Source organism: Mesorhizobium sp. M7A.F.Ca.CA.001.08.2.1, assembly GCF_003998455.1.
In the GTDB taxonomy this organism is placed as follows: domain Bacteria; phylum Pseudomonadota; class Alphaproteobacteria; order Rhizobiales; family Rhizobiaceae; genus Mesorhizobium; species Mesorhizobium ciceri.
The window spans coordinates 1-5,752 of sequence record NZ_RZPW01000393.1 but is presented as its reverse complement, the minus strand read 5'-3'; the positions used below and the strand labels follow the sequence as shown (position 1 = coordinate 5,752).

The following is a 5,752-nucleotide window of genomic DNA, read 5'->3' as shown; positions in this document are numbered from 1 at the left end:
CCGCCATGAGATCGCCAACAGCGATTTCCAGGCGACCTACCGGACGCTGCAAAAACTCGCCGGGCCGGTCGCCGAAACGCATCTGCCGCCAGCCGGCGCCAACAGCGGCGAGGGTCATTTTGACGGACGCTGGCGGGTGTCGCGACAGACGCTCTACATCGATGCGGCGGCGCGGCCTTCGGCGCCCAAGACCTTCGATTTCTCCGGCCTGCAAGCGCGCAGCGTCGAGATCGTGCTGCGCCAGGCCGGCAAGCAACCGGCCGACATCGAAGGCGTCTGCGACGGCACGCTGGCGATCCGTGCCGGCGGCGCTTCACGCACCATCGCCACGGGCACGGCATTTCGCTTTCGCCTGTCCGGCGAGGACGATACGGTCAGCCTGTTTCCAAGTGACGGCCTGAACCGCTGCGCGGCAAGAATCCGCTCCAGCCTTGCTCCGGCCGGCGCGCCGCTCACCATCCGACGCGAAGAGACCGCCGATCCGGCGCTTGCCGCTTTCGACAGTCGCTACGAGCGTTGCCCGACGCCAGACCCAACCGGCCTCGATCCTCTCAGCCGCGCCTTCTATGCCAGCCGTTGGCTGTCGCAGACCTGTGCCTTGCCGATCGGAAAGCCGCGCCTGCTGCGCAAATCGCGCGATGGCTTCAACGCCAAGGTCGAGGCGCTGATGGGAGCGCCGCTGTCCGACAGCGCCATCGACAAGGGCGACCCGGAGCTGCCGCTCGACTTCTCCAGGGCCCCAAAACTGAAGCTGATCTATCTGTCATCCCTGGAGTTCAAGGCCGACTTCTCCGGCCGCATCATCGAACGGCTGATCCGTCATCATGCAGCCCTCGGCACCAAGGTGCGCATCCTGGTCACCGACGTGCTGGAGCGCGACAAGGACGACGCCATGCTGCATCGGCTGGCGACCGAATTCCCCAATGTCGGGCTGCAGGAATATCGCTGGCGGGCGGACCGGGGCGCGCCGATCGACGAGCAGATTTCACAATTGCACAAGGTCCATCACGTCAAGATGCTGGCGACGCTTGCCGACGATCCACGGCAGTCGCGCGCCATCATCGGCGGCCGCAACATCCATGACGGCTTCCTGTTCCACCAGCCGATCGATCTGTCGCGCTATCCAGACCTTGAGCAATACGGCAAGACCGACGGGTTCTCGCTGAACTACTATTCGAACTGGAGCGACTTCGACATCGAGTTCGCCGATCCGGCCACGGTCGAGACCCTTGCCGCGCATCTTTCGACAGTGTGGCTGCGCGACGCCGACACCAATCTGGCGCGCCCCTTCTCCATTCCGGCCCGGTCCGCCGGCGGCCGCCCCTCAGGCACGGCGCGGCACTTCATTTCGGTGCCCTACGAGGATGGCCATGCGCTGGAGGATTATTTCGTCGAGCTGGTCGACGCCGCCCGGCACCATATCCAGATCGTCAACCCCTATCTCAACCTGACGCCCAAGCTTGCCCAGGCTGTTGACCGGGCGCTCGCGCGCGGCGTCAGGATCGACATTGTCGGCCGCATCGATCTCAAGGGCGATATCGGCGGCAAGTTCCTCACCGCGCTCAACAAGCTGTTCGTCGAGAAATATGGCGACCGCATCAACATCCGCGAGTTCAAGGCGCCTGACGTGGTGCTGCATTCCAAGATCATGATGATCGACGAAAGGCTGGTCGCCATCTCGTCGGTCAACCTCAACAACCGCAGCTTCTTCCACGACAGTGAGAACGGCATGATGGTGCTCGATCCGGCCTTCTACACCAGGATGAAGCCGATCTATGACGACTATGTCGCCCACTCCAATCCGGTCGCCACCAATGTGACGATCCCATGGGCCTACCGGCTGCTGTTCGACGAGGACTGGGTCCGGCAGGCGTTCTGACTCTCTACCGCAGATAACGCTCCTGCGCGAGGTCGCGGACGTCGATGTCAGGCACCCGGCTGGAGATGATGTCGGCCAGCACCTTGCCCGAGCCGCAAGCCATGGTCCAGCCGAGCGTGCCGTGGCCGGTGTTGAGATAGAGATTGGAAAGCTCGGTGCGGCCGATCAGCGGCGGGCCATCCGGCGTCATCGGCCGCAGCCCGCACCAGAACGTCGCGTCCCGCATCGCGCCGGCGCCCGGAAAGAGATCGCCGACCGAGTGTTCCAGCGTGCGCCGCCGCGATTCGTGCAGCCTGAGGTCGAAGCCGGAAATCTCGGCCGTACCGCCAACCCGGATGCGGTCGCCAAGCCGGGTGATCGCCACCTTGTAGGTCTCGTCCATCACCGTCGAGACCGGCGCCGCCGCCGCGTCCTTGATCGGCACGGTGATCGAATAGCCCTTGACCGGATAGACCGGGATCGGCCGCTTCACCCGGCGCATGAAACCCGCCGAATAACTGCCCAGCGCCATCACATAGGCGTCGGCGGTCTTCCAGCCCTTGCTGGTGCTGAGATTGGCAATGCGGTTGCGGCTGCGGATGACGCGCCAGATCGTCACGTCGTACTCGAACTTGACGCCGCGCGCCACGCAAAGCTCGGCCAGCCTGTCGGTGAACATCTTGCAGTCGCCGGTCTCGTCGTGCGGCAGCCTGAGGCCGCCGACGAACTTTTCGCGCACCCCGGCAAGGCCAGGCTCAGCCGCGATGCAACCGTCCTGGTCGAGGATCTCGTAAGGCACGCCATACTTCTTCAGCACCTCGACATCGCCGCCGGTGCCGTCAAGCTGCTTTTGCGTCCGGAACAGCTGCAGCGTGCCCTGGGTCCGCTCGTCATAGGCGATGCCGGTCGCTTCGCGCAGCGCCTTGAGCGTATCGCGGCTGTATTCGGCCAGCGGCACCATGCGCGCCTTGTTGATCGCATAGCGCTCGGCCGTGCAGTTGCGCAGCATCTTGATGAGCCATGTCCACATATGCGGATCGAAGGCCGGCCGCACCACCAGCGGGCCATGCTTCATCAGCAGCCATTTGATCGCCTTCAGCGGAATGCCGGGACCGGCCCAGGGCGAGGCGTAGCCGGGCGAAATTTCGCCGGCATTGGCGAAGCTGGTTTCCAGCGCCGGGCCTTTCTGGCGGTCGAGAACCGTCACCTCGTGGCCGGCCTCGGCGAGAAAGTACGCCGTGGTCACTCCGATGACGCCGCCGCCCAGCACCATGATCTTCATCGTTCACTCCTTGCCGCGTCGCACGCCCTTGAGGACGCCTGGACGCGGCGCATTTCCGATTTGCGCATGATCCCCGGCGAAAATCGATGCCGATTTTCGAGATCATGCAGTGTTGCCTGTTCACGCCGCCGCAGGACCGGGGTCGTCATCCCCTGTCTGCCGCATTCCGGCCCTTTCGCCAAGGGGCCGCCAATCGGCTGCGGCGCTGTAGACAAGGGTGAGCCCATGCGGCCTTCGCGCCTCGGCCTGGGATTTCTCCCTAACGGCACGCCGCGCGGCCTCCGGCTGGTAGAGCACGGTCGCGATCAGGACCGACTCCCGCCTGCCGTCGGCCTGTTCGATCCACGCAGTCTGGCCCTCGGCCATGCCGAGCATGCAAAGCCCCCGCCTTGTCATGATCGACAGGCTGGAGCCGACCGGGCCGCGCACCTCGTTCTGCACCAGGGTCCGGGTCTGGGCGGGGCCGGCATCGACACGGAATACCAGCCTGCTGTTCAGCGTCACGATATCGGATCCGACCGAATCGATCGCGACGACCTCGGCCTTGGAAAGCTTGTCTTCAAGCATTGGAACAATCGGATCCGCGAAAGCCCGCCGACGCTCCAACATGATTTCGAGGACGGCGAAGTCCTTTGTCGTCAGCTGGAAATTCGCGCCTGTCATCGCCGTCTCCATGATCAAGACCCCTCCCGCCCGCAGGCCGGCGTATCGACCACTTCGATGGTCGCCGACAGTTCCCGGCCGCCACGGCTGCTCCAGCACACCGTCTGCCCAGCGGTCGCGCCGATGAGCGCCGTCCCCATCGGCGTCAGCACCGAGATCCTGTTTTCACTGATGTCTGCTTCGCCGGGATAGACCAGCGTGACGCGCTGGATGTTGCCGCCATCGTTGCGGATTGTCACCGCCGAGCCCATCCGCACCACATTGGCCGGCATGGAAGCCGCCGCCGTGACAACGGCACGGTCCATCTCCGAAAGCAATTCTTCGGCCGTCTCGGGCACGCGGTCGAGCGACGCCCGCGCCAGGCCCGTCAGCCTATGATGGTCGGCATCGGTGACCAGAAGCCGGCTCGGTGGACGCAATCCTGTTGCATGTTGCATGGCAAACCTCATGACTTGGCGCATCGAACAGACGCGCGCCTGCCGCCGCGCAAACGGTGGCTTGATGAAAAACCGGCAGCCGCGAAGCTGTCTGGCTCGGGAATGATAATGTCAGGTAGAAATGCCCCGGTTCGGACGGACGCCAAAAGGCGACCGCGCCGGGGCTACGATCCCGCGATCGGGCAGACCCTGAACAAGGTTCTGATATAAGCTGGGTTGCTCATGCATGGAGCCTTGCCGACAGGCGTCCGCTTGTCAAGCGCGGCCAAACCGCTCAACCGCCGACATAGCGCCGGTGGAAGCGCGGGCCGAGGCTGGTCAGGATCTCGTAGCCGATGGTGCCGGCATGGCCGGCGGCGTCATCGACGCTTTGCGAGGGACCGAGCAGTTCGACCAGATCACCCTCGCGCAGCCTGCCGCCCGGCAGGGCGGAAATGTCGAGAATGATCGAATCCATCGACACCCGCCCGACGAAAGGTAGCCGCACGCCCTCGAACCAGGCGGCGGACGCGGCACGGCGTTGCCAGCCATCAGCGTAGCCGAACGAAATCGTCGCCAGCCTGAGCGGGCCTTGCGCATGATAGGTGTGGCCATAGCCGACGCCGGCGCCCTTTTCGACGCTGCGCGTCTGTGCCACCTTTGCCTGCAGCCGCACCACCGGCAGCATCGGATTGGACTTTGGCGGCGTCGGATTGATGCCGTAGAGGGCGGCACCGGGGCGGGCGAGATCGTAGTGAAAGGACGGCCCAAGAAAGATGCCGGAGGAATTGGTCAGCGAGGCCGGTGCCGCCGGCAGCATCTTGCGCAGCTGCTCGAATGCCAGTCGCTGCTTCTCATTGGCCGGATGCTCCGGCTCGTCGGCGCAGGCCAGATGGCTCATCACGTAACGGATGTCGATGCCGTCGAAAGCCTGCGGATCGGCGGCGATGCGATCCACATCCCGAGGCGCCATGCCGAGCCGCGACATGCCGCTGTCGACCTGGACCGCGGCCGGCAGTTTTCGGCCGGCGCGGCGGGCCGCAGCACGCCAGGCTGCCAGTTGCTCGTGGCTGTTGATAACAACGCAAAGGTTTGCTGCCACAGCGTCCGGCTCGGCACCGGGCGGAATGCCGTTCAACACGAAAATGGCAGGGTCCGCCCCAAGCGAGCGGCGCAGGGCGACGCCTTCGCCCAGAAGCGCAACGAAGAAGATATCGCAGCCTTCGCGCAGCAGTGCCGCCCCGACCTGGCCGGCGCCAAGGCCGTAGCCGTCCGCCTTGAGCACACCAGCGCAGGCAACATCGCCCAACCGCGCCTTCAGCCGCCGGTAGTTTTCACGGATTGCACCGAGATCGATGGTGAGGATGGCCCCAGCCGCCACTTCGCTCGTGGCGGTGACCTCTTCTGGCGGCGATTTTTGGAGGGCGTCGTTCATGGCGACCGTTCTTGTGGTGGATGGGTTAGTCAGTAGTCAGTAGAAATTGGCGCGGACCGCAACAGAACATTCAACCCTACTCCCCTACTCCCCTACTC

At 64.8% G+C, this 5,752-nt stretch carries 5 protein-coding genes; 1 reads left to right on the top strand and 4 read right to left on the bottom strand.

Features of this window, described 5'->3' with window-relative positions; translation table 11 throughout:
- The coding region (locus EN914_RS21655; RefSeq protein WP_127389247.1) for a phosphatidylserine/phosphatidylglycerophosphate/cardiolipin synthase family protein at positions 1 to 1,879 on the top strand (1,879 nt) is incomplete at its 5' end.
- Positions 1,880 to 1,883: 4 nt separating this feature from the next.
- Here the strand turns inward: EN914_RS21655 and EN914_RS21650 are convergent.
- From EN914_RS21650 to alr, 4 genes are all read right to left on the bottom strand, one after another.
- Complete coding sequence (locus tag EN914_RS21650) at positions 1,884 to 3,140, bottom strand: D-amino acid dehydrogenase (RefSeq protein WP_024502886.1); 1,257 nt, start codon at positions 3,138 to 3,140, stop codon at positions 1,884 to 1,886.
- 120 nt (positions 3,141 to 3,260) lie between these two features.
- Positions 3,261 to 3,815, bottom strand: a complete 555-nt coding sequence (locus tag EN914_RS21645; RefSeq protein WP_081714251.1) for a nucleoside-diphosphate kinase — start codon at positions 3,813 to 3,815, stop codon at positions 3,261 to 3,263.
- Positions 3,816 to 3,817: 2 nt separating this feature from the next.
- A complete protein-coding gene (gene rnk, locus EN914_RS21640) occupies positions 3,818 to 4,240 on the bottom strand; it encodes a nucleoside diphosphate kinase regulator (protein ID WP_024502884.1) in 423 nt (140 codons plus the stop codon).
- 274 nt (positions 4,241 to 4,514) lie between these two features.
- Positions 4,515 to 5,654: an alanine racemase gene (gene alr / locus EN914_RS21635; RefSeq protein ID WP_024502883.1), complete on the bottom strand. Its 1,140-nt coding sequence runs from the start codon at positions 5,652 to 5,654 to the stop codon at positions 4,515 to 4,517.
- Positions 5,655 to 5,752: the final 98 nt, after the last annotated feature.